Below are 22,626 nucleotides of genomic sequence, written 5' to 3' on the forward strand. Positions count from 1 at the left end.
CTCCTAGTGGTCGTCCTCGCCGATTCGGTGCACGTGGATCAGATTGGTCGAGCCTACTGTGCCAGGAGGAGCACCTGCGACGATGACCACGAGATCGCCCCGCTTGTAGCGCCCGAGTTCCAGCAGCGACTTGTCGACGATGCGAATCATTTCGTCGGTGGTCTGCATGTGGGGCACGATGAACGTCTCGGTGCCCCAGGTCAGCGCCAGCTGGCTGCGCACCTCGGGCAGCGCCGTGAAGGCCAGCAGTGGGAGCGGCGTGTGGAGCCGGGCGAGCCGCTTGACCGTGTCGCCCGATTGCGTGAAGGCCACCAGCGCCTTGGCGTCGAGCCGCTCCCCGATGTCGCGGGCGGCGTACGAGATGACGCCACGCTTGGTTCTCGGCACGTGCGTGAGCGGCGGCGCAGCCGTGGAGTTGTCCTCGACGGCGTTGACGATGCGTGCCATCGTCCTGACCGCCTCCAGCGGGTACTTGCCCACCGACGTCTCGCCGGACAGCATGACCGCATCCGCCCCGTCCAACACGGCATTGGCGACGTCGGACGCCTCCGCGCGGGTGGGTCGGGAATTCTCGATCATCGACTCGAGCATCTGGGTGGCGACGATGACGGGCTTGGCATTCTCCCGGGCCATCTGGATGGCGCGCTTCTGCACCAACGGGACCTCTTCGAGCGGCAGCTCGACGCCGAGGTCGCCGCGCGCGACCATGATCGCGTCGAAGGCCAGCACGATGGCTTCGAGGTTCTCGATGGCCTCCGGCTTCTCCAGCTTGGCGATGACGGGCACTCGGCGGCCGACCCGGTCCATCACCTCGTGGACGAGCTCGATGTCGGCAGGTGAGCGGACGAAGGACAGCGCGACGAGGTCGACGCCGAGCCTCAACCCGAACTCGAGATCCTCGATGTCCTTCTCCGACAGCGGGGGGGCCGAGACGTTCATGCCGGGCAGCGACATGCCCTTGTTGTTGCTCACGGCACCGCCCTCGGTGACCGTGCACACCACGTCGTTCCCGTCGATGTGCTCGACCACCAAGCCGACGTTGCCGTCGTCGACGAGCACCCGGTCACCCGCGGTTGCGTCCTGGGCCAGCCGCTTGTAGGTGGTCGACACGCGGTCGTGGGTGCCCTCGATGTCGTCGACCGTGATCCGCACCGTCTCGCCCGCCACCCATGCGGTGGGGCCGTCGGCGAACCTGCCGAGCCGGATCTTGGGTCCTTGCAGGTCACAGAGGATGCCGACGGCCCGCCCGGTCACGTCGGACGCCGCCCGAACGCGCTTGTACGCCGCCTCGTGATCGACGTAGTCCCCATGGCTGAAGTTCAGCCGGGCTACGTCCATTCCTGCCTCGACCAGCGCCCGGACGGACTCATCGGTGCCCGTCGCCGGACCGAGCGTACAGACGATCTTTCCGCGTCTACTCACGTCGCATGAGCATAGTCGTTAATCGATTCAGACGACGGCTAGCGGTAGCGCGCTCGGCTTGACCGGCGCCGGCAAATCCGACTCACCCATCAGGTACGCATCGACGGCATGCGCCGCGCTGCGGCCTTCCGCGATCGCCCACACGACGAGCGAAGCGCCCCTGTGAGCGTCGCCGCAGACGAAGACCCCCGGCGCGTCGGTCTGCCAGTCGGAGCCACACGAGAGCGCCCCCCGCTTGTTGAGCTGCAGGCCGAGTCCATCCAGCAGCGCCATGTGCTCGACACCGTCGAAGCCGATTGCCAGAAGTGCTAGCTCGCAAGGGATTTCGATTGAATCGCCGACGGGCGTGACGACGCGGCGGCCCTCTGCGTCGCGTTCCACTTTCACTTCCGCAATCTCCATCGCGCGAAGGTTGCCGCGGTCATCGCCGAGAAAGCGCTGCACGGCCACTTCGTATCTACGCGCACCACCCTCGGCGTGTGCAGGCGAGGTGCGCAGCACCATCGGCCACGCCGGCCACGGCGAGACGCTGTCGTCGCGCAAAGCCGGTGGCTCGGCGTTGTAGTCCAGCTGGGTGACCGACGCAGCCCCCTGACGGTGAGCGGTGCCAAGACAGTCCGCACCGGTGTCACCACCGCCGATGATGACCACGTGCTTGCCCTTGGCGCTGATCGGTGATTCACCGTCGCCTTCGCACTCCTTGTTGGCGGGCACCAGATGTTCCATCGCAAGATGGACACCGCTCAATGCGCGCCCCTCGACCTGATTGTCGCGGGCTCGCAACGCCCCGACGCCGAGCACGACCGCGTCGTACCGTGCCCGCAGGGCCTCGACGGTGACGTCGACACCCACCTCGCAGTCGGTGACGAAACGCGTGCCCTCGGCCCGCATCTGTGCCAGCCGCTGATTCAGCGTCGCCTTCTCCAACTTGTACTCCGGGATGCCGTACCGCATCAATCCACCGATCCGGTCATCCCGCTCGTACACCGTCACCCGATGCCCGGCCCGGGTGAGCTGTTGGGCCGCGGCCAAACCCGCAGGCCCGGAGCCGACGACCGCCACACTCTTCCCCGTGGCGATGGCGGCCTGCTGAGCTTCGATGGTGCCGTCCATCCAGGCCTGATCGACGATGGTTTGCTCGATGCGCTTGATCGTCACTGCGCCGCCGGTGGTCTCCTCGGAGATCGACAAGACGCACGCCGCCTCACACGGGGCGGGGCACAGTCGGCCGGTGAACTCGGGGAAGTTGTTGGTCGCGTGAAGCCGGTCGCTGGCCGCATCCCATCGGCCACGCCGAACCAGATCGTTCCACTCGGGGATCAGATTCCCGAGCGGACAGCCTGCGGTCCCCGAGTGGCAGAACGGAATTCCGCAGTCCATGCAACGGCGCGCCTGCTGCGATACCTCGCCGGCACGGTGGTGGGCATCGAGCTGTTCGTAGACCTCGTGCCAGTCGCCGACGCGTTCGTCGACGGGCCGTTTGGCCGCTTCGATCTTGGCGACCTTGAGGAAACCGGTCGGGTCAGCCACGGGTCGCCTCCATGATCGCGGTGTCCACGTCGCGCCCCTCGGCCTTGGCCATCCGGGTCGCTTCCAGAACACGTTGGTAATCGGTGGGCATGATCTTGGTGAACTGCGCGCTGCGACGCGGCCAGTCCGAGAGCACCGACGTCGCGACCGTGCTGCCGGTGTACTGCGCGTGCCGCGCCACCACCTCGTGCAGCCACGCGAGATCCTCGGTGTCGAGGCGTTGCAACGCCACCATGGCGGGGTTCACCCGCGCGGGATCGAGCCCAAGCACGAACGCGATGCCGCCCGACATCCCCGCTGCCATATTGCGGCCGGTCTTGCCGAGCACGACCACGCGGCCGGCCGTCATGTACTCGCAGGCGTGGTCGCCGACACCCTCGACGACCGCGAGTGCCCCCGAGTTGCGGGCGGCGAACCGTTCACCGACCTTGCCGCGCAGGAACAGTTCACCCGAGGTGGCCCCGAAGAGCAGCGTGTTGCCCGCGATGACGTTGTCCTCGGGGAGGAACAGCACGTCGTCGGGTGGGCGCACGATGATCCGGCCACCCGAAAGACCCTTCCCCACATAGTCGTTGGCGTCACCGGTGAGCTCGAGCGTGATGCCAGGCGGAAGGAACGCACCGAGCGACTGCCCGGCCGATCCGGTGAGCGCCACGGCGATGGTGTCGGGCGGGAGCCCCTGAGCCCCGTAGCGGCGAGTGACCTCCGAGCCGAGCAGGGTTCCGACGGTGCGGTTTACGTTGCGCACCGGCAGTTCCAGCCGCACCGGGTGGGCGTCTTCGAGTGCGCCTTCGGCGAGCGCGACGAGCGTCTGGTCGAGCGCGTGCTCGAGGCCGTGCTGCTGACCCCGCACCCGCCTGCGCTGGGCGGGTTGGCCGCCATGAGCGTCGGTGGCCACCGCGAAGATCGGCGACAGGTCGAGGCCCTTACTCTTCCAGTGCGCCACGCCCGCGTCGGTGTCGAGCACGTCGGCGCGTCCGACGGCTTCATCGATGCTCCGGAAACCGAGCTCTGCCAGATACTTTCGGACGTCTTCGGCGATGAAGCGGAAGAAGTTCTCGACGAATTCCGGCTTGCCGTTGAACCGGGCCCTGAGCTCGGGATTCTGCGTGGCCACCCCCACTGGGCAGGTGTCGAGGTGACAGACCCGCATCATGATGCAGCCCGACACGATGAGTGGTGCGGTCGCGAAGCCGAACTCCTCGGCGCCGAGCAGTGCCGCGACGATGACATCGCGCGCGGTCCGCATGCCGCCGTCGCATTGCACCGTGATGCGGTCGCGTAAACCGTTGAGCACCAATGTCTGCTGTGTGTCGGCCAGGCCGATCTCCCACGGCGCGCCGGCGTGCTTCAAGGAGGTGAGCGGCGCCGCGCCGGTGCCTCCGTCGTAGCCCGAGATCAGCACCACGTCGGCGTGCGCCTTGGAGACGCCCGCCGCGACCGTGCCCACCCCGACCGAGCTGACGAGTTTGACGTGAATGCGCGCTTCGGAGTTGGCGTTCTTGAGGTCGTGGATCAGCTGGGCGAGATCCTCGATCGAGTAGATGTCGTGATGGGGCGGCGGCGAGATGAGCCCGACACCCGGCGTCGAGTGGCGGGTCTTGGCGATGTTCGGATACACCTTGTACCCGGGCAGCTGTCCGCCCTCGCCGGGCTTGGCGCCCTGCGCCATCTTGATCTGGATGTCGGAGGCGTTGACAAGATAATCGCTCGTCACTCCGAACCGGCCCGAGGCGACCTGCTTGACGGCACTGCGCCGCTTCGGGTCGTAGAGCCGGTCTACATCCTCGCCGCCCTCCCCCGAATTCGACCTGCCACCAAGGTTGTTCATGGCGATCGCCATGGTCTCATGCGCTTCGGCGGAGATCGAGCCGTAGCTCATCGCCCCGGTGTTGAATCGGGTACAGATCGCCTCGACGGACTCCACTTCGTCCAGCGGCACCGGCGGCCGCACGCCAGTCTTCAACTCGAAGAGCCCGCGCAGTGCCCCACCTTCGCTGGCCAGCCGGTCGACTTCGTCGGAGTACTTCTGAAAGACGTCGTGACGACCGGTCCGCGTCGCATGCTGCAGGAGGAACACCGTCTCCGGGGTGAACAGGTGCAACTCACCCTCACGGCGGAACTGATATTCGCCGCCGACCTCGAGCCGCCGGTGCACACGCTCGGTCGGGTTCTCCGGGTAGGCCCGGCGGTGCCGCAGCTTGACCTCCTCGGCAAGCACGTCGACCCCGACGCCGCCGAGTTGGCTGACGGTGCCGCTGAGGTACTCGTCGACGACCTCTTTGGACAGCCCGATGGCTTCGAAGGCCTGTGCGCCGGTGTAGGACCCGACCGTCGAGATGCCCATCTTGCTCATCACCTTCATGACGCCCTTGCCGAGCGCCTTGAGGTAGTTCCGCACGGCAGTGGCCGGTTCGATGCCGGTGAGCTCCCCCTCGCGGATCAGATCTTCGATCGACTCGAACGCGAGATATGGATTGACCGCGGCGGCGCCGAAGCCGATCAACAGCGCGATGTGGTGCACCTCGCGGGCATCACCGCTTTCCACCACCAGCGCCACCGTGGTGCGTTCCTTGGTGCGCACCAAGTGGTGATGCACCGCCGACACCGCCAGCAGCGACGGGATCGGCGCCCTGGTGTGGTCGGAATCGCGGTCCGAGATGACCAGCGTGCGAGCACCTTTCGCGATCGCTTCGCATGCCCGGATGCGCAGGTCCTCCAACGCATCGGCCAGGCCCTCACCTCCGCGCTCGACGTCGTACAGCGCGCGCAAGACCGCAGTCTTGAAGCCCGGATGTTCACCTTCGTCGTTGATGTGGACGATCTTGTTGAGCTCGTCGTTATCGAGCACCGGCCAGGGCAGCAGAATCTGGCGACACGATGCCGCCGTGGGTTCCAGCAGATTCTGCTCGGGACCCATCACCCGCGCCATCGACGTGACGATCTCTTCTCGGATGGCGTCCAGCGGCGGGTTGGTGACCTGGGCGAAGAGTTCGACGAAGTAGTCATAGAACAGCCGCGAACGCTGAGAGAGCACGGCCGTAGGCGTGTCGGTACCCATCGAACCGAGCGGTTCTGCGCCGGACGCCGCCATCGGGACCAGCATGAGGCGCAAGTCTTCCTCGGTGTACCCGAACGAAATCTGCCTGCGCACAACGGAATCGTGGTTGGGCTGAAAGCGGCCTCGATCCGCCAGGGTGTTGAGATCGAGCAGCCCGGCATGCAGCCACTCACCGTACGGATGCTCGGCGGCGAGTTCGTCTTTGATCTCGTCGTCGGAGATCAGTCTGCCCGCAGCCGTGTCGACGAGGAACATGCGTCCGGGCTCAAGCCGACCCTTGGCGACGATTTCGCCGGACGGCACGTCCAGAACCCCGCTCTCACTGGCCAGGATGATGCGGTCGTCGATGGTGCGCCACCAACGCCCCGGCCGTAAACCGTTGCGGTCCAATACCGCTCCGACGACTGTTCCGTCGGTGAAGGTGACACATGCGGGGCCGTCCCACGGCTCCATGATCGACGCGTGGAATTGACAGAACGCGCGTCGCGCCGGGCTGATGGTGGTGTTGTTCTCCCATGCCTCCGGAATCATCATCATCACCGCGTGCGGCAAACTGCGGCCGCCGAGGTGCAGCAACTCCAGCGTCTGGTCGAACGACGCCGAGTCTGAGGCATCGGGGGTGCAGATCGGTGACAGTCGAGTGAGATCGCCTCCAATTCGCGTGCTGGCCAGCATCGCCTCCCGTGCATGCATCCTGTTTCGGTTGCCGCGCACGGTGTTGATCTCGCCGTTATGGGCGACGAATCGGAACGGGTGAGCCAGCGGCCACGACGGGAAGGTGTTCGTGGAGAACCGACTGTGCACGATCGCGATGGCACTCGCGCACCGCTCGTCACGCAGATCCGGAAAGAACTGCGGCAGCTGCATCGTGGTGAGCATGCCCTTGTACGTGATGGTGCGACTCGACAGCGACGCGAAGTAGACGCCGGTGCCTGCTTCTTCGCCGTCGGGTATCGCATGACCGGCACGTTTGCGCAGCGGGTAAACGCGTCGGTCCAAGTCGATGCCGCCGAGTCGGTTGCCGTTGAATTCGGGCGCCGCGACGAACAATTGCGCCATGTACGGCATGCACCCCAAGGCGGTATCGCCAATCTGAGCGCCGTCCGGATCCACCGGGACCTCGCGCCAGCCCAGCACGATCAGCCCCTCATCGACTGCGAACGCTTCGATGCGCTCACGCGCGTTGTTGCGGGCCAAAAGGTCCCGCGGCATGAAGCAGATGCCTGCGGCGAACGTGTTGGCGCCGTTCGGGTTTGGCTCAGGAAGGGGGAAGTCCACGACGGCCCGCAACAACTCGACCGGCAGCTGCAGCAGAATGCCCGCCCCGTCACCGCTGTTCGGTTCGGCGCCGGCCGCTCCTCGGTGCTCGAGGTGCTCGAGCGCAGTGAGTCCATCAGAGACGATGGAATGTGAGCGGCGACCCTGGATGTCGGCGACCATGGCCACGCCGCAGGAGTCTGATTCGCGCTGGGGGTCGTACAACCCCTGCGCTTCTGGCAATGCCGAGAACAGCACCGACGGTACCTCCGCAGTCCGGGAAAACGTATGTCAGGGACTGCACCGGCCCGCCTCGCGAGTGTATCAGCGCAGCGGCCGGGCTACCGTCCGAGCAGCGTCGGGACCAGCGGGAATCCGGGCCAATTCCGGACGATCGTCCACGCCACCGCAGCAATGATGACCGTGGCGATGGCGGGCGCGGGCATCAGACGCTCGCCGCGGCGCCAGCGCACGAGTAGCCAAATGGCCAGCAAGGGCATGCCGAACAGCAGGAAAACGTTGTCGACCACAGCAGCAGACAGATCGCCGTGCAAGACGTCGTGGGACATGCGAAGCCCGCCACAACCCGGGCACTCCCAACCTGTTAGCCACTTGAAGGGGCAGGTCGGATACAGAAAGCCCAGGCGATGCGGGTCGGCGACGCCGATATAGGTCACCGCGCCTGCCAGGACCGCGCCGGTGCCAAGGGTGGTGTACCGATGGCGTCGGCCGGTGCCCAATGGCGCGGTCATGCGTTCAGAATGCCAGAGGAGCCATTACGGCTGATCAGCCGCGCCGCCACCAACGGCGGCGCGACCGCTCCGCGACGGGTTCCTCGACAGCATCGGAATCACTTGCACTCGATTCCTCGGCGGAGTCGGATGCGGGAGAAGTCTGCTCGGGCTCAGACGCAGTCTCGGGCGCGGGCTCGGCGACCTCCTCGGCTGCCTCTTCGGCATCGTCAGCCGCTTCGACAGCCGCCTCGTGCACCTCCGGTGCCTCCGCGACGGCCTCACTCACCTCGTCACCATCGACAGCACCGAGCCCCTCGGCATCGTCAGCCGGCTCGGCTTCAAACTCGGGTTCCGCCTCAGGCTCTGCCTCTGCGACCTCCTCGGCGTCGGCCTCGGGCTCGTCGGCCGGCTCGGCCTCCGGCTCAGATGCGGGCTCAGACGCAGTCTCGGGCGCGGGCTCGGCGACCTCCTCGGCTGCCACCTCGGCATCGTCAGCCGCTTCGACAGCCGCCTCGTGCACCTCCGGTGCCTCCGCGACGGCCTCACTCACCTCGTCACCATCGACAGCACCGAGCCCCTCGGCATCGTCAGCCGGCTCCGCTTCAGACTCGGGTTCCGCCTCAGGCTCTGCCTCTGCGACCTCCTCGGCAGCGACCTCGGGTTCGTCGGCCGGCTCAGATGCGGGCTCAGACGCAGTCTCGGGCGCGGGCTCGGCGACCTCCTCGGCTGCCACCTCGGCATCGGCTGACGCTTCGACAGCCGCCTCGTGCACCTCCGGCGCCTCCGCGACAGCCTCACTCACCTCGTCACCCTCGACGGCGCCGACCCCGTCGGTGTCCTGCGCCGCGTCGGCACCTGCGGCAGCGAACTTCTCCGCCTCGGCGATGTCCTCGGACGACGCAGTTTCGACGTCCTCGGCAAGTTCCTCGCCCTCCGCCGCAGCCTCGGATTGCTTGTCGGGCTTCGGCTCGTCATCTGGCTTCGCTGATTCGGCCGCGTCCTTGGCGCCCGCAACCTTGGCCGCCGCGACAACGCCACTGGTCGCCTCGACCGCGGAGAGGTCGTCCACCCAGCTGTCCAACTCAGCATCTTCGGACTGCGCATACACCTTGCTGCGCAACGTCTTCGGATCTTCGCGACCCTTCGGCGCAACCATGATGTAGATGACTGCGCCCAGGAAGACGAACGTCGAGGTGAACGTGTTGACGCGAATGCCTGCGATCAACGTCGCATAGTCGTTGCGCATCAGTTCGACCCAGAACCGGCCGACGCAGTACCCCGCGACATAGAGCGCGAACAGCCGCCCGTGTCCGAGCTTGAAGCGGCGGTCTGCCCAGATCAGCAACCCGAAGATCAGCAGGTTCCACAGCAGCTCGTACAAGAACGTCGGATGGACGGGGTGGTCGTACAGCGGCACCCCGGTCGAGACGCCGTTCAACATGTCCGTCTGGCCGCTGGCGTTCCGGCGCTCGAAGATTTCCAGTCCCCAGGGCAGCGTGGTTTCGCGCCCGTACAGCTCCTGGTTGAAGTAGTTGCCCAATCGACCGATGGCCTGCGCCAAGATGATTCCGGGCGCAATGGCGTCGCCGAAGGCCGGCAAGGGGACGCCGTGGTGTCGGCAGGCTATCCACGCGCCAACACCGCCGAGCGCGACGGCACCCCAGATGCCGAGGCCACCGTCCCAGATCTTCAGCGCCGCAACGAAGCCCAGCCCGTCGTGACCGAAGTACGTCTTCCAGTCGGTCATCACGTGATAGAGCCGACCGCCGATGAGACCGAAAGGCACCGCCCACAGGGCGACGTCGTAGATCAGCCCGCGATCGCCGCCGCGGGCCACCCACCGTCGGTCCCCGATCAGTAGGGCCGCGACGATGCCGGCGATGATGCACAGCGCATAGGCCCGAATCGGCAAGGGGCCGAGGTGCCAGACGCCTTGGGATGGGCTCGGGAAACTGGCCAGAATCGTTGCGGTCACGCTGGGATCCTCTGTCGCACGCCTTCGGCGAGTTCTTCGGTCAACGACCTGACGGCGGGAATGCCGTCGGCCAGTGCTGTCACCAGTGCCGACCCGACGATGACGCCGTCGGCGTACGCACCGATCTGCGCTGCTTGCTCACGCGAGCGCACGCCGAGCCCGACACCGACGGGAATGTCGGAGACTTCCTTCACGCGCCTCACCAACTCCGGAGCGGCGGTCGACACGGCGTCGCGGGCCCCGGTCACGCCCATCGTCGATGCGGCATAGACGAATCCACGAGAAGCCTCGACAGTGACCGCAAGTCGCTCATGGGTGGACGAGGGTGCGACGAGGAATATCCGGTCCAACTGATGGGCTTCCGATACGGCGATCCACTCATCCGCCTCATCCGGGATCAGGTCGGGAGTAATCATTCCCAGCCCTCCGGCCGCGGCCAGGTCACGCGCGAACGCCTCTACACCCCAACGCAAAACCGGATTCCAGTAGGACATGACGACGGCGCGCCCACCGGCGTTGCTGATCGCCTCGACGGCCTTCAACGCGTCGCGCACACGAACTCCACCGCGCAACGCGGCTTCGGTCGCCGCCGCGATCGTGGGGCCGTCCATACCCGGATCCGAGTACGCAATGCCGACCTCGACGATGTCGCAGCCGGATTCGACCAGTGCCGTCATCGCCTTGATCGAGGTCTCGACGTCCGGGAATCCCGTTGGCAGGTAACCGATCAACGCCGAACGATCCTCGGCGCGGCATGTCTCGAAGAGCCCGGCCAGCTGACTCGTCACTGATCCCCGCCCTTGTCGTCCATCAGCCCGAACCACTTGGCGGCGGTTTCGACGTCCTTGTCACCTCGGCCCGACAGGTTCACCACGATCACCGCGCCCGGTCCGAGTTCGACGCCCAGTTTGAGCGCACCGGCAACCGCGTGGGCAGACTCGATGGCCGGAATGATGCCCTCGGTGCGACATAGCAGTCCGAACGCATCCATGGCCTCCGCGTCGGTGATGGGTGCGTACTCGGCACGGCCGACGTCCTTGAGGTATGCGTGCTCGGGTCCGACCCCGGGATAGTCCAGACCCGCTGAGATCGAATGCGATTCGATGGTCTGGCCGTCCTCGTCCTGAAGTAGGTAGGAGAACGACCCTTGAAACGCTCCCGGCGATCCGCCGGTGAACGTCGCAGCGTGACGGCCGGTCTCGACACCGTCGCCTGCCGCTTCGTAGCCAACCAACCGGACACCCGGATCGTCGAGGAAGGCGTGGAAGACGCCGATCGCATTCGATCCACCACCGATGCAGGCCGTCACCGCGTCCGGCAGTCGACCAGCCTGCTGCTGAATCTGGACCCGCGCCTCCAGTCCGATGACGCGTTGGAAGTCTCGCACCATGGTCGGGAACGGATGCGGTCCCGCGGCGGTCCCGAAGCAGTAATACGTGTCGTCGGCGTTGGCCACCCAGTCGCGAAACGTCTCGTTGATGGCGTCCTTGAGGGTCTTCGAACCCGACTCGACCGCCACGACTTCGGCACCGAGCAGGCGCATCCGCGCCACGTTCAGAGCCTGGCGCGCGGTATCGACCGCACCCATGTAGATGACGCATTCGATGCCGAGCAGCGCACACGCAGTCGCCGTCGCCACCCCGTGTTGACCCGCCCCGGTCTCGGCGATGACACGCGTCTTGCCCATCTGCTGGGCAAGCAGGGCCTGCCCAAGCACGTTGTTGATCTTGTGAGATCCGGTGTGGTTGAGGTCTTCTCGCTTCAGGAAGAGCCTCGCCCCACCTGCGTGCTCACTCAGTCGAGTGGCCTCGTACAGGGGTGACGGGCGCCCGGCGTAGTGGCGTTGGAGCCGATCCAACTCGTCAAGGAACGTTTGGTCGGCCCTGGCCTTCTCGTAGGCGGCGGTGACCTCCTCGATGACGGCCATCAACGCCTCGGGTACCAGCCGGCCGCCATAGGAGCCGAAATGGCCCTTGGGATCGGGATCGTATGAGGTGGGCTCGGCAACCCCCGCACTGGCCTGGGGCAGTTCCGAGCCCGCCAAATCCGCCATCAACACACCTCTTCGCGCAAGCGACTCATCGCGCTTAGCGGGCAGGTTTCGGGCAGGACGGATGAGTGCCCGCAGTGACGAGATCGGCGACTGCGCTGCGCGGGTCGCCGCTGGTGACCAATCCTTCGCCCACCAGCACCGCATCGGCGCCAGCGCCCGCATAGGCCAGTAGGTCGGCGGTGCCGCGGACACCGGATTCGGCGACGCGGATGACGTTGGACGGCAGGCCAGGTGCGATCCGCGCAAAGCAGTCGCGGTCCACTTCCAGCGTCTTGAGGTCGCGGGCGTTGACTCCGATCACCCGCGCACCAGCTTGCAACGCGCGGTCCGCCTCTTCCTCGGTGTGCACCTCGACGAGCGCGGTCATGCCCAAGGATTCCGTGCGGTCGATCATCGACACCAATGCCGACTGTTCGAGCGCGGCGACGATCAACAGCAACATGTCCGCACCATGCGCGCGGGCCTCGTGAATCTGGTACGGCCCGACGATGAAGTCCTTGCGCAACACGGGAATCGACACGGCCGCGCGCACCGCATCGAGATCGTCCAGGGATCCGTTGAAGCGGCGCTCCTCGGTGAGCACGCTGATGACCCGGGCCCCACCGTCGGCGTAGGCCCTTGCCAATTCCGCCGGATCGGCGATCGACGCGAGCTCGCCACGAGATGGGCTAGCGCGCTTGACCTCAGCGATGACCCCGATTCCCGGTTCGCGCAGCGCGGCCATCACGTCTCGGGGCGAAATGGCTTTTGCAGCCCGCTCCTTGATCTCGGCGAAGCTGACGAGTGCCTCGCGAGCGGCGACGTCGGCGCGGACTCCTTCGATGATGGAGTCGAGCACGGTCCCCGAACTCATGAGTCGTCGATTCCCTTCGAGGCGTTTCAGGCTAATTTCCGGGCATCCGGACCGTCCCGGATGATCTCTGACGAAGGGTAGTCGCCATTCGCTCACGGGCCGTCACCGCCCCTCGTTGTCGGTTCCGGTGTCGGATCCGGTCGGGTCGTGCCCTTCATCAAGCGCATCCCAGATCATCCTTTCCGACATTGCGTCGCTGGTCTCGTCCGTCCGCGCGGCCGCACGCCTCGCCGCAGGTGCGACGTATTTGGTCGATTTGGCGCCAGCACCCGAGCCTGCCCTCGCCGCGGCGCGGATGAGCAGCACGGCAGCAGAGAGGGTGCAGAGCGCGGCGACCAGACTGAGCGAGGCACCCCAGTAATGCCGTTGGGTACCGACGAGCGCGGCCACGGGCACCTGCGCCAATTGGGCCCCCCGCACGGCGACGTCGGGGATGACCCAGAGCCCGATGGCGAGATACGCCATGCCCGCGCTGGAGACTGCGACCAACAGTGCGAGCAGGCGCAGCGGCCACCCGCGTACCGCGAGGACGGCCACCGCCGCGGCGAGGACCAGCAGTGCGAGCGGCACCAGCGCCTCCGACCACGACGCCCCCGACAGCGTCGTCGTCTTGGGTTGCCCTAGACCGTCGGAAGATGCCACGTCGACCCAGGCCATCCGCGAGGCAGCCCACAGTGCCAGCCCGGCCACGGCCAGCAGGCCCTGAGCGAGCCTGGTCATGGCTCCGTCAGCGTCTCGGCCGCGGCGATGGCGTTGAGCACCGCCTTGGCCTTGTTGGCCGCCTCGTTGTACTCGTACGGCCCATTGGAGTCCGCCACGACGCCACCGCCGGCTTGGACGTAGGCGGTACCGGCACGCATGAGCGTGGTCCGGATGGCGATCGCGAAATCGGCGTTCCCGGCGAAGTCGAGGTATCCGAGCACGCCGCCGTAAACGCCCCGGCGGGTCTTCTCGACTTCCTCGATGAGTTCCATGGCCCGCACCTTCGGCGCGCCGGTCAGCGTGCCCGCCGGGAAGCAGGCGGTGACGGCGTCCAACGCGGTCTTTCCCTCGGCCAGTTGGCCCGTCACGGTCGACACCAGGTGCATGACGTGGCTGTACCGCTCGATGTGGCTGTAGTCCTCGACCCGGACCGTGCCCGGCACGCAGACCCGGCCAAGGTCGTTCCGTCCAAGGTCCACCAGCATCAGGTGTTCGGCGCGTTCCTTGTCGTCGGACAACAGTTCTTTCTCGAGCAGGACGTCCTCTTCCTCGCTCGCGCCGCGCCACCGCGTCCCGGCGATGGGGTGCGTCGTCGCTTTGCCATCCTGCACCGTCACGAGCGCTTCGGGGCTCGACCCGACTATCGAGAAGTCAAGCTCGCCAACATCATTCGGCACGTTGAGCAGGTACATGTACGGGCTGGGGTTGGTCACCCGCAGCATGCGGTACACGTCGAGGGGGTCGGCGGCGGTGTCGAGCTCGAAACGCTGCGAGGGAACCACCTGGAAGGCCTCGCCGGCTTCGATGTCGCCGACGAGCTTGTCGACGATGGCGCTGTATTCCTCGATGCTGCGTTGGGCGCGGTGCCGCGGTTCGGGCCTGCTGAAGGTCGCGACCGTCGAGGTCAACGGTTCCCCAAGGGCCGTAGTCATGACATCCAGCCTGGCGACCGCATCGTCATAAGCCTGGTCGACGTGCTCGTCGGTTCCGTTCCAGTTGACCGCGTTTGCGATCAACGTGATCGTGCCCTCGTGGTGGTCGACCGCGGCGATGTCGGTGGCCAGCAACAGCAGCATGTCGGGCAGCCCGAGGTCGTCGACCACGCGCTCGGGGAGCCGCTCCAGCCTGCGCACCATGTCATAAGCGAAGAATCCGACGAGCCCACTCGACAGCGGCGGCAGCCCCGGCAGCGTGGCCGTTTCCAGCACCTCGAGCGTCTTGCGCAGAGCCTCCAGAGGATCACCGCCGCGAGGCGCATCCTTCGGCGTCGTACCCAGCCAGTCGGCGTGGCCGTCGCGCACCGTCAGGGCCGAAGGCGCACCCGCACCGATGAACGACCAGCGGGACCAAGAGCGCCCGTTCTCTGCGGACTCCAAGAGGAACGTGCCGGGTCGGTTGGCCGCCAGCTTGCGGTACGCGGACAGTGGGGTCTCGCTGTCGGCGAGTACCTTTCGCGTCACAGGCACCACGCGGTGCTCGTCGGCCAGCGCCCGGAATTCCTCGCGCGAGGTGACGCCTGCGAGGTTCGCGGTCGGGACGGTGGGCAAGAGCGAAGCGACCGGAGATTGTTCTTGCACGGGTCAATCCTCCCAGACCGGTGGCTGCCGACCCTCACTCAGTCAGGCGTAGCGTGACACCCATGAAACGTGGTGACCAGGTTGCCGAGTTCGAACTGCCCGATCAGACGGGCACGCAACGCAGTCTGACCAGCTTGCTCGCGGACGGGCCGATCGTCTTGTTCTTCTACCCTGCGGCCATGACGCCGGGGTGCACCAAGGAAGCATGCCACTTCCGCGACCTGGCCTCCGAGTTCGCTGCCGTCGGAGCCAGCCGCGTCGGCATCTCGACCGACGCCGTCGACAAGCAGGCCAAGTTCGCCGACCAACAGAAGTTCGACTACCCGCTGCTCTCGGACGCCGACGGCACCGTCGCGACGCAGTTCGGCGTCAAGCGTGGGCTGCTCGGCAAGCTGATGCCCGTCAAGCGGACCACGTTCGTCATCGACACCGATCGCACCGTGCTCGACGTCATTGCAAGCGAAATCAGCATGGACTCCCACGCCGACAAGGCGTTGGAGGTGCTGCGTCAGCGCCAGTCCGCATGATGGCCCGGCGAGCAGCGAAGTAGGACCGCGCATGACACAACCCGTACTCGAGCTGGCGGACGTCACGTTCCGGCGTGACGGCAAGCAGATCATCGACGGAATCTCGCTGACGGTGCGCGAGGGTGAGCACTGGACGCTGCTCGGCCCCAACGGCGCGGGCAAGAGCACGCTACTGGGTTTCTGTGCGGCCGTGACCTTTCCGACGTCGGGCACGGTGCGGGTACTCGGCCAACAGATGGGCTGCGTCGACCTGGCCCGGCTGCGTCACTCGATCGGCCACGTCAACCCACGGCACCGATTGCAGTACTCGCTGACCGTGCGCGAGGTCGTGCTCACCGGCATCACCGCCACCATCGACTTGCCCATGCGATGGACGCCCAGCGCCGACGACCTGGACCGCGCAGACGCCATGGTCGCCTCGGTCGGGCTGACTCGTCGCGCCGATGATCAGTGGACCACCCTGTCGCAGGGCGAGCGCGGCCGCACACTCATTGCGCGAGCACTGATTTCGGGCCCTCGCCTACTGTTGCTCGACGAGCCGACGACCGGATTGGACGTGGCCGCCCGCGAGCAGTTCCTCGAGACGATGGACTCGTTGGACGACACCCACCCCGACGTGGCGTCGATTCTGGTCACTCACCACCTCGAGGAACTCCCGACCACCACGACGCACGCGCTGTTGATCGCCGAGGGCCGCACCGTCGCCTCCGGGGCTGCGCGGGAGGTCGTCACCACTGAATACGTCAGCGCGGCGTTCGCCCATCCCGTTCACGTCGGATACTCCGACGGGCGATGGACTGCCCGCGCCAAGGCAACCCGCATCGACGTGTAGGTCGGCTAGAGGTGGGCCTTCAGATGTTCCATCATGCTGCGGCGAAACTCCTTCATCGACTTCGCCTTCGGGGCCACCCCGTCTGCGCCGTGATACATGCCGGGCACGGTGAGCAGCGTGCACGGCACCCCGGACGTCGTGAGGTTGTCGGCGTATTCGACGCTCTCGGGACAGAACACGTCGAGTCCTCCGACTCCGATCCACGCCGGCGGAAGGCCGGCAAGATTCGTCCGTCGCACCGGCGCCGCGTACTCCGGCGCATCCGACATGCGCGGCTCGCGCCCGAGGTATGCCGTCCACCCGAACCGATTCGACGACGGAGTCCACGCGATCTGACCGCGCTCGGCATGATCGGTCGTCAGCGTGCTGCGGTCATCGAGCATCGGATAGACGAGCACCTGTGCGCGAAGGGATCCGCCCTCGTCGTGGCTGCGCTGCGCGACGGCGGCGGACAGCCCACCGCCCGCACTTGCGCCCATCACCGCGATCCGGTCTGGGTCCAGCCCTAGCTCCTCGGCGTTGGCGCGCATCCACCGCAGCGTGGCCATGCAGTCGTCCAACCCTGCGGGGAAGGGATTTTCGGGTGCCAGCCGGTAGTCGGGCGAGACCACGATTGCGTTCAGATCCCGCGCGAGGCGTGCACTACCCGCGGCTTCGAACTGCGGAGAACCCGCGATCATCCCGCCGCCGTGGATCCAGAGCACCGCAGGGCGTGGGCCACCCTGCTCCGACGGCGTCATCACCAGCACACGCACGGCGGGGGCTCCGACGGCGCGTTCGCTCACCACGACCCCGGGACCCGCTTTGGTACCGAACCTCATCACTGCACGAAAGAACGGCAACGTCCGCGCGTTGAAGGAGATCGGAACGACGGCAAGCACCGGATTCCGGAGCTCAACGGCGACCTTCGCCAATGTCCTTCGCGCCGAGACGTATTTCCGGAACGTCAGGCCCGTAAGGCCCAACGCTGCAACCGCGAGCACCCGCTTCATGCGGGGCAGCCTAGCGCTCGGGTCCAAGCAGCAGGTCGGCATCGAAGCACGTGTGGGCACCGGTGTGGCATGCGGCGCCGACCTGATCCACCTCGAGCAGCACGGTGTCGCCGTCGCAGTCCAATCGGACGGAGTGCACGTGTTGGGTATGTCCAGACGTCTCGCCCTTGACCCAGTACGCGGCGCGCGAACGCGAGTAGTACGTCGCCTTGCGGGTCGCCAAGGTGCGCGCGAGCGCTTCGTCGTCCATCCACGCCACCATCAGCACCTGGCCAGTGGTCCGCTCTTGCGCGACTGCGGCGAAGAGGCCGTTGGCGTCGCGCTTCAGCCGCGTTGCGATCGCGGGGTCGAGGGCCATCAGTCGCCTTCCCGTTCACGGCGGGGTGTCGTGCTCACCTGACCACGATCCCTTCTGCTGCCATCGCCGCCTTCACCTCACCGATCGTGAGCTCGCCGAAATGGAAGACGCTGGCGGCCAACACCGCATCGGCGCCCGCGTCGACCGCGGGGGCGAAGTCGGCCACCTTGCCCGCCCCTCCGCTGGCGATGACGGGAACGGTGACCGCCGCCCGGACGGCACGCAGCATCGCAAGGTCGAACCCCGCCTTGGTGCCATCGGCATCCATCGAGTTGAGCAGAATCTCACCGACCCCGAGTTCGGCTCCGCGAGCGGCCCATTCGACCGCATCGATGCCGGTACCCCGGCGGCCGCCGTGCGTGGTGACCTCCCAGCCCGACGGCGTCGGTGGCGAACCCGCAGGGACGGTGCGCGCATCGACGGACAGCACGATGCACTGCGAGCCGAATTGGCGGGACAGTTCGGCGAGTAACTCCGGGCGAGCGATGGCCGCGGTGTTCACCGAGACCTTGTCGGCCCCCGCCCGTAGCAGCGTGTCGACGTCGGCGACCGATCGCACTCCGCCTCCGACGGTCAACGGAATGAACACTTGCTCGGCAGTACGGCGCACCACCTCGAGCATCGTGGTCCGACCCGAGGAGGACGCCGTCACGTCGAGGAACGTCAGCTCGTCGGCGCCCTGTGCGTCGTAGGCGGCGGCGAGTTCGACGGGATCCCCCGCGTCCCTCAAGTTCTCGAAGTTGACGCCCTTGACCACCCGGCCGTCGTCGACGTCGAGGCAGGGAATGACCCGAACGGCAAGACCCTCGTGGTGATTCATCGGTAGTCCTCGGGGTTGCCCGCAGCTTTGACGATCTCCAGGAGCTCGGCGTGCACGCCCGGCACTCCCGCGAGCGCGGAGCGCGACGTCGGCGTCCACGGGTCACCGAGGAAATCGGTGACGATGCCACCGGCCGCCCGCACCAACGCAACGCCCGCCGCGTGGTCCCAGATGTGGTGGCCGAAGCTGATCGCCCCACCCAGCGCGCCCGCCGCGGTGTAGGCCATGTCGATACCGGTGGAACCGTGCATGCGCATGCGGGAACATCGGCGGCTCAGCTGCTCCAGGGTGGCCAACCGGTAGCGGCCGGGGAACTCGCCCCGCGAGTCGATGTTGAAGGTGCCGACACCGACGACGGACTCCGACAGCTTACCGGGGACCAGCGCCGGGCACGCAATGCCATTGGCGTACAGCGGGTTTCCCGCAACGGCGGTATAGCGCTGCTCGGTGAACGGCAACCAGGTCAGCCCGAGCACCGGCTCGCCGTCACGCAGCAGGCCCAGCAGTATCGCCGCCATCGGCAGCCCCGCCGCGTAGTTGAACGTGCCGTCGATGGGGTCGAGAATCCAGACCAGCTCCGAATCGATCGGGGCACCGCCGAACTCCTCGCCGTGCACTCCGATGCCCGTCGCGGTCTGCAACGCCTCCACCACCTGCCGTTCGATGGCCAGGTCGACTTCGGTGGCGAAGTCGTTGCCACGCTTGGCTACCGCTGACTTCGCACGGTGACCGAGGACGAACGGTTTGGCCGCGTCGTCGAGGATCGCGGAGGCCACCGCGACCAGTGCGTCGAGGTCAGCGTCGTCCAGTGCCATCGAGACCTACCGGCTCACTGCGGCGAGCGCCTCGGGCAGCGTGAATCGTCCCGCGTACAAGGCCTTGCCGACGATCGCGCCCTCGACACCGCGGTCGGTCAGCGTGGCGATGGCCCGCAGGTCGTCGAGGCTCGACACGCCACCGGATGCAATGACGGGCGCCTCAGTGCGTTCGGCGACGCTGGCCAGCAGGTCGAGGTTGGGTCCATTCAGCGTGCCGTCCTTCGTCACGTCGGTGACTACGAACCGCGAACAACCCTCGGCGTCAAGGCGTTCCAGCACTGGCCACAGGTCTCCGCCATCGGTCTCCCAGCCGCGGCCACGCAAGCGATGTTGGCCATCTACGAACTTGACGTCGAGCCCCACTGCGACCTTGTCACCGTGTGCGGCGATCATCTGCGCGCACCACTGCGGGTTTTCCAGCGCCGCGGTACCGAGGTTGACCCGCGCGCATCCGATGGACAGCGCAGCGGTCAGCGACGCATCGTCGCGGATGCCGCCCGACAGTTCGACCGCGACGTCGAGCTTGCCGATCACTTCGGCCAGCAGTTCGTGGTTGGACCCCCGCCCGAAGGCAGCGTCCAGATCGACGAGGTGAATCCACTCGGCCCCATCGTTCTGCCAGCCCATGGCGGCATCCAGCGCCGAGCCGTAGTCGGTTTCGCTGCCCGCCACGCCCTGAACGAGGCGTACGGCTTTGCCGTCGACCACGTCGACGGCGGGCAGAAGTATCAATGGTGCGTTACTCACTATTCAGAGCCCCTCGACCCAATTGGCGAGCAGCGTCGCGCCCGCGTCGCCACTCTTCTCCGGATGAAACTGGGTGGCGGACAGCGCGCCATCCTCGACGGCCGCCAGGAACGGCACGTGGTGCGTCGCCCAGGTCAGCCGTGCGCTCGCATCGCCTTCCCACTGCTGGGCCGCGTACGAATGCACGAAGTAGAAGCGGGTGTCCGGATCGAGCCCCTTGAACAACGCACTGCCGGACGCCGCGTCGACGACGTTCCAGCCCATGTGCGGGATCACCGGTGCGTCGATCCGCACCACCGAACCCGGCCACTGGCCGCAGCCCGTGCTCTCCACGCCGAACTCCACTCCCCTGGCGAACAGGATCTGCATGCCGACGCAGATGCCAAGCACCGGTTGCCCGTTCGCCAATCGGTCGGCGATGAGGTGCTCACCACCGACCGCTCGCAGCCCCTTCATGCAGGCCTCGTATGCACCGACACCCGGGACCACCAGGCCGTCCGCCATCGCAGCGGCCTTCGGATCTGCGGTGACCTCGACCAGGGCCCCGACCCGTTCGAGGGCACGCTGCGCCGACCGGAGGTTGCCTGAGCCGTAATCCAGGACAACCAGCGACTTCTTGGTCACAGGCTGCCTTTGGTGGACGGCACGCCCGTCACGCGCGGATCTGGTTCGACGGCCTGGCGCAACGCGCGGGCGACCGCCTTGTACTGAGCCTCGGTGATGTGGTGCGGGTCGCGGCCGTAGAGCGTGCGCACGTGTAGCGCGATGCGGGCATTCATGGCCAACGACTCGAACACATGCCGATTGATCACGGTGTGGTAGGGCACCTCACTACCCGCAATCGTGCTGTGCAGCATGTGATCCGGCTCGCCGGTGTGCACGCAGTACGGCCGGCCGGACACGTCGACGGCAGCGTGCGCCAGGGTCTCGTCCATCGGGATGAAGGCGTCGCCGAACCGGCGGATGCCCTTCTTGTCCCCCAGCGCCTGACCGAGCGCCTGACCCAGCACGATCGCGGTGTCCTCGATGGTGTGGTGCCCTTCGATCTCGACGTCACCCTTGGCGTGCACCGTCAGGTCGAAGCTCGCGTGACTGCCGAGTGCGTTCAGCATGTGGTCGTAAAACGGGACGCCCGTGCTGATGTCGGTCTTTCCGGTGCCGTCGAGGTCGATTTCGACGACGATGTCGGATTCCTTGGTCTTGCGTTCGACGCGGGCGCGGCGGGTCACGATGCTCCTCGGAGGCTGTGTGGTGCGGATGCGAGATCGGTGTCGGCCAACCCGGCGCTGACGTCGAGTAGAGCGTCGTTCTCCTCCGCCAATCCGGTGGTGGCGCGGAGGAATCCCGGGATGCCGACGTCGCGAATCAGCACGCCCTCGTCCAGGTAACGCTGCCACGACGCGGGGGCATCGGCGAACTCGCCGAACAACACGAAGTTGGCATCACTGGGAATCACGCGGAAGCCCATGTCCGCCAACGCGTTCGTCACGCGGTTGCGCTCGGCGATGAGCAACGCCACGCTGCCGAGCGTGTCGTCGGCGTGCCGGAGCGCGGCCCTGGCGGCAGCCTGGGTCAGGCAGGACAGGTGATACGGAAGTCGCACGAGCAGCAGCGCGTCGATGACGGCAGGATTGGCCACCAGATAGCCGAGCCGACCGCCGGCGAAGGCGAACGCCTTGCTCATGGTTCGGGTGACGACGAGTTTGGTCGGGTAGTCGGCCAGTAGGTGGACGGCGCTGGGTTGCGACGAGAACTCGCCGTAGGCCTCGTCGACGATCACGATGCCAGACGCGGCATCCAACACTCGGCGCAGGTCGTCGATCGAAACGCTTTGTCCGGATGGGTTGTTCGGGCTGGCAAGGAACACCACGTCCGGGCGCCGGGCGGTGATCGCCGCGACCGCGACGTCGACGTCGAGGCCGAAGTCGGTTGCCCGCGCCGCCTCGAGCCAGTCGGTCTGCGTGCCGTCCGAGATGATGGGGTGCATCGAGTAGGACGGCACGAACCCAATGGCGGTGCGGCCGGGGCCGCCGAAGGCCTGCAGCAATTGCTGCAGGATCTCGTTGGAACCGTTTGCCGCCCACAGATTCTCGGTGGTGAGTGCGACACCCGCCTGCCCACTGACGTAATCGGCCAGGTCGGCGCGCAGTTGGACTGCGTCCCGGTCCGGGTAGCGGTGCAGGTCGGCCGCCGCATCGCGGACCGACGCCGCGACGTCGTCGATCAGCGCTTGCGTGGGCGGGTGCGGGTTCTCGTTGGTGTTGAGCCGCACCGGAACCGCGAGCTGCGGCGCGCCGTAGGGCGACTTGCCACGCAGGTTGTCGCGCAACGGAAGGTCATCCAGAGTGACTCGGCGCGTGATTCCGTC

20 protein-coding genes are annotated in these 22,626 nt (G+C 66.9%); 2 read left to right on the forward strand and 18 right to left on the reverse strand.

All coding sequences use genetic code 11. The features are described 5' to 3' along the window. Nucleotides 1-3 precede the first annotated feature (3 nt). The 10 genes from pyk to SLQ30_RS00505 all read right to left on the reverse strand — a co-directional run bounded on the left by pyk (nucleotide 4) and on the right by SLQ30_RS00505 (nucleotide 15,134). Nucleotides 4-1,422 carry a pyruvate kinase gene (gene pyk, locus SLQ30_RS00460; RefSeq protein WP_319444882.1) on the reverse strand — a complete coding sequence of 473 codons (1,419 nt, stop codon included), beginning with the start codon at nucleotides 1,420-1,422 and terminating at the stop codon, nucleotides 4-6. Between the two features lie 27 nt (nucleotides 1,423-1,449). After that, nucleotides 1,450-2,952 (reverse strand): glutamate synthase subunit beta, encoded by a 1,503-nt coding sequence (locus tag SLQ30_RS00465; RefSeq protein WP_319444883.1) that lies wholly within the window; start codon nucleotides 2,950-2,952, stop codon nucleotides 1,450-1,452. Then, nucleotides 2,945-7,528 carry a glutamate synthase large subunit gene (gene gltB, locus SLQ30_RS00470; RefSeq protein WP_319444884.1) on the reverse strand — a complete coding sequence of 1,528 codons (4,584 nt, stop codon included), beginning with the start codon at nucleotides 7,526-7,528 and terminating at the stop codon, nucleotides 2,945-2,947. The genes SLQ30_RS00465 and gltB overlap by 8 nt, the downstream gene beginning before the upstream one ends. 83 nt (nucleotides 7,529-7,611) lie before the next feature. Next, nucleotides 7,612-8,022, reverse strand: a complete 411-nt coding sequence (locus SLQ30_RS00475; RefSeq protein ID WP_319444885.1) for a DUF2752 domain-containing protein — start codon at nucleotides 8,020-8,022, stop codon at nucleotides 7,612-7,614. 34 nt (nucleotides 8,023-8,056) lie between these two features. Beyond that, nucleotides 8,057-9,979 (reverse strand): prolipoprotein diacylglyceryl transferase, encoded by a 1,923-nt coding sequence (lgt, locus tag SLQ30_RS00480; RefSeq protein WP_319444886.1) that lies wholly within the window; start codon nucleotides 9,977-9,979, stop codon nucleotides 8,057-8,059. Continuing rightward, complete coding sequence (gene trpA, locus SLQ30_RS00485; protein ID WP_319444887.1) at nucleotides 9,976-10,767, reverse strand: tryptophan synthase subunit alpha; 792 nt, start codon at nucleotides 10,765-10,767, stop codon at nucleotides 9,976-9,978. The genes lgt and trpA overlap by 4 nt, the downstream gene beginning before the upstream one ends. Continuing rightward, entirely contained in the window at nucleotides 10,764-12,032 is a 1,269-nt protein-coding gene (gene trpB, locus SLQ30_RS00490; protein ID WP_319444888.1) for a tryptophan synthase subunit beta, read from the reverse strand. Before trpB ends, trpA begins: the two co-directional genes overlap by 4 nt. 34 nt (nucleotides 12,033-12,066) lie before the next feature. After that, nucleotides 12,067-12,885, reverse strand: coding sequence for an indole-3-glycerol phosphate synthase TrpC (gene trpC, locus SLQ30_RS00495; protein ID WP_319444889.1), 819 nt, complete (start codon nucleotides 12,883-12,885; stop codon nucleotides 12,067-12,069). Nucleotides 12,886-12,987: 102 nt separating this feature from the next. Then, nucleotides 12,988-13,605, reverse strand: coding sequence for a TIGR02234 family membrane protein (locus tag SLQ30_RS00500; protein WP_319444890.1), 618 nt, complete (start codon nucleotides 13,603-13,605; stop codon nucleotides 12,988-12,990). Beyond that, nucleotides 13,602-15,134, reverse strand: coding sequence for an anthranilate synthase component I (locus SLQ30_RS00505; RefSeq protein ID WP_319445553.1), 1,533 nt, complete (start codon nucleotides 15,132-15,134; stop codon nucleotides 13,602-13,604). Before SLQ30_RS00505 ends, SLQ30_RS00500 begins: the two co-directional genes overlap by 4 nt. A gap of 92 nt (nucleotides 15,135-15,226) precedes the next feature. Between SLQ30_RS00505 and SLQ30_RS00510 the strand changes: the two genes are divergently transcribed. Both SLQ30_RS00510 and SLQ30_RS00515 read left to right on the forward strand, forming a co-directional pair. Beyond that, on the forward strand, nucleotides 15,227-15,691 hold the full coding sequence (locus SLQ30_RS00510; RefSeq protein WP_319444891.1) for a peroxiredoxin: 465 nt from the start codon (nucleotides 15,227-15,229) through the stop codon (nucleotides 15,689-15,691). Between the two features lie 31 nt (nucleotides 15,692-15,722). Next, nucleotides 15,723-16,523: an ABC transporter ATP-binding protein gene (locus tag SLQ30_RS00515; protein ID WP_319444892.1), complete on the forward strand. Its 801-nt coding sequence runs from the start codon at nucleotides 15,723-15,725 to the stop codon at nucleotides 16,521-16,523. Nucleotides 16,524-16,528: 5 nt separating this feature from the next. Here SLQ30_RS00515 and SLQ30_RS00520 read toward each other — a convergent pair whose 3' ends face one another. Genes SLQ30_RS00520 through SLQ30_RS00555 form a run of 8 tightly spaced genes read right to left on the reverse strand, consistent with a single transcriptional unit; the run spans nucleotide 16,529 to nucleotide 22,620 of the window. After that, nucleotides 16,529-17,515, reverse strand: a complete 987-nt coding sequence (locus SLQ30_RS00520; protein ID WP_319444893.1) for an alpha/beta hydrolase — start codon at nucleotides 17,513-17,515, stop codon at nucleotides 16,529-16,531. Nucleotides 17,516-17,525: 10 nt separating this feature from the next. Beyond that, a complete protein-coding gene (gene hisI, locus SLQ30_RS00525; RefSeq protein ID WP_319444894.1) occupies nucleotides 17,526-17,873 on the reverse strand; it encodes a phosphoribosyl-AMP cyclohydrolase in 348 nt (115 codons plus the stop codon). 34 nt (nucleotides 17,874-17,907) lie between these two features. Continuing rightward, nucleotides 17,908-18,693: an imidazole glycerol phosphate synthase subunit HisF gene (hisF, locus tag SLQ30_RS00530; RefSeq protein ID WP_319444895.1), complete on the reverse strand. Its 786-nt coding sequence runs from the start codon at nucleotides 18,691-18,693 to the stop codon at nucleotides 17,908-17,910. Beyond that, nucleotides 18,690-19,508: an inositol monophosphatase family protein gene (locus SLQ30_RS00535; RefSeq protein WP_319444896.1), complete on the reverse strand. Its 819-nt coding sequence runs from the start codon at nucleotides 19,506-19,508 to the stop codon at nucleotides 18,690-18,692. Before SLQ30_RS00535 ends, hisF begins: the two co-directional genes overlap by 4 nt. 6 nt (nucleotides 19,509-19,514) lie before the next feature. Then, entirely contained in the window at nucleotides 19,515-20,258 is a 744-nt protein-coding gene (gene priA / locus SLQ30_RS00540; protein ID WP_319444897.1) for a bifunctional 1-(5-phosphoribosyl)-5-((5-phosphoribosylamino)methylideneamino)imidazole-4-carboxamide isomerase/phosphoribosylanthranilate isomerase PriA, read from the reverse strand. Between the two features lie 3 nt (nucleotides 20,259-20,261). After that, a complete protein-coding gene (gene hisH / locus SLQ30_RS00545) occupies nucleotides 20,262-20,882 on the reverse strand; it encodes an imidazole glycerol phosphate synthase subunit HisH (protein ID WP_319444898.1) in 621 nt (206 codons plus the stop codon). Further along, nucleotides 20,879-21,490: an imidazoleglycerol-phosphate dehydratase HisB gene (hisB, locus tag SLQ30_RS00550; protein WP_413467914.1), complete on the reverse strand. Its 612-nt coding sequence runs from the start codon at nucleotides 21,488-21,490 to the stop codon at nucleotides 20,879-20,881. The genes hisH and hisB overlap by 4 nt, the downstream gene beginning before the upstream one ends. Further along, nucleotides 21,484-22,620 (reverse strand): histidinol-phosphate transaminase, encoded by a 1,137-nt coding sequence (locus SLQ30_RS00555; protein ID WP_319445555.1) that lies wholly within the window; start codon nucleotides 22,618-22,620, stop codon nucleotides 21,484-21,486. Before SLQ30_RS00555 ends, hisB begins: the two co-directional genes overlap by 7 nt. Nucleotides 22,621-22,626: the final 6 nt, after the last annotated feature.

The sequence above is a fragment of the Mycobacterium sp. RTGN4 genome (genome assembly GCF_033804635.1).
Lineage (GTDB): Bacteria > Actinomycetota > Actinomycetes > Mycobacteriales > Mycobacteriaceae > Mycobacterium.